Origin of the sequence: Devosia sp. (assembly GCF_034675085.1) — a bacterium.
Lineage (GTDB): Bacteria > Pseudomonadota > Alphaproteobacteria > Rhizobiales > Devosiaceae > Devosia.
The window spans coordinates 1-1,579 of record NZ_JAUCDN010000482.1 but is presented as its reverse complement, the minus strand read 5'-3'; the positions used below and the strand labels follow the sequence as shown (position 1 = coordinate 1,579).

At 62.1% G+C, this 1,579-nt stretch carries 1 pseudogene; it reads left to right on the top strand.

From position 1 onward, the window contains the following. Nucleotides 1–1,555, top strand: a pseudogene (gene polA, locus VDP82_RS17960) (DNA polymerase I); the annotation flags it as partial. Between the last annotated feature and the right edge of the window lie 24 nt (nt 1,556–1,579).

The window sequence follows — 1,579 nt, the reverse complement described above, 5'->3', positions numbered from 1 at the left end:
CCTGAAATATGACTGGCTTTTGATGTATCGGCTCGGCGTCGAGATCGTGAATTGCGATGACACGATGCTGATTTCCTATGTGCTCGATGCCGGCACCGGCAGCCATGGCACCGTGGGTCATGGCATGGATGCGCTTTCCGAGCGCTGGCTCGGGCATGTGCCCATTCCCTACAAGGAGCTGACGGGCAGCGGCCGCAACCAGATCACTTTCGACATGGTCGATATCGAGCGCGCCACCGCCTACGCGGCGGAGGATGCCGACATCACGCTGCGCCTCTGGCAGGTGCTGAAACCGCGTCTCGCCGCTCGTGGTCTCGTTTCCGTCTATGAACGGCTCGAGCGCCCCATGATTCCGGTGATAGGCCGCATGGAACACCGCGGCATTGAGGTGGATCGACAAATACTGTCGCGCCTGTCCGGCGACTTCGCCCAGACTGCGGCGGCCATGGAAGACGAAATCTACGAACTGGCAGGCGAGCGCTTCACCATCGGCTCCCCCAAGCAGCTCGGCGACATTCTCTTCGGAAAGATGGGGCTTCCCGGCGGCAGCAAGACGAAAACGGGCCAGTGGTCGACATCCGCGCAGGTTCTCGAAGACCTGGCGGCGGCGGGCCACCCGCTGCCGCGCAAGATCGTCGACTGGCGCCAGGTGACCAAGCTCAAATCCACTTATACGGATGCCCTGCCCGGCTATATCAACGCAGAGACCGGCCGCGTCCACACCTCCTACGCGCTTGCATCCACCACGACGGGGCGGCTTTCCTCCTCCGAACCGAATTTGCAGAACATCCCCGTCCGCACGGCGGAGGGCCGCAAGATTCGCGCGGCGTTCATCGCGCCCAGGGGCCGCAAGCTCATCTCCGCCGATTACAGCCAGATCGAATTGCGGGTTCTGGCCCATGTCGCCGATATTCCCGAGCTCAAGAAGGCCTTCGCCGACGGGCTGGACATTCATGCTATGACGGCATCGGAGATGTTCGACGTACCGGTCGAAGGCATGCCCCCCGAGGTACGCCGCCGCGCCAAGGCGATCAATTTCGGCATCATCTACGGCATTTCAGCTTTTGGTCTGGCCAATCAGCTCGGCATTCCGCGCGAGGAAGCAGGCGCATACATCAAGCGCTAGTTCGAGCGTTTCCCCGGCATCAAGGACTATATGGACAACACCAAGGCGCAGGCCCGCGCCACGGGATATGTCGAGACGATCTTCGGACGTAGGGCCCATTACCCTGAAATCCGCTCGTCCAACCCTCAGCTGCGCGCTTTCAACGAGCGTGCCGCCATCAACGCTCCGATCCAGGGTTCGGCAGCCGATATCATTCGCCGCGCCATGGCCCGCATGGACGCCGCACTAGAGAATGCCGGGCTGGGCGAAGTGCAGATGCTCCTTCAGGTGCATGACGAACTGGTTTTCGAAGCGCCCGAAGAAGCGGTCGAGAAGGCTATTCCCGTCATTTGCGACATCATGGAAAACGCGGCACTGCCAGCCCGTGCGCTCTCGGTTCCCCTGCAGGTGGAAGCCCGTGCCGCCGACAATTGGGACGAGGCCCATTAGGCGAGGGGCGGGCGATTCCCCAGC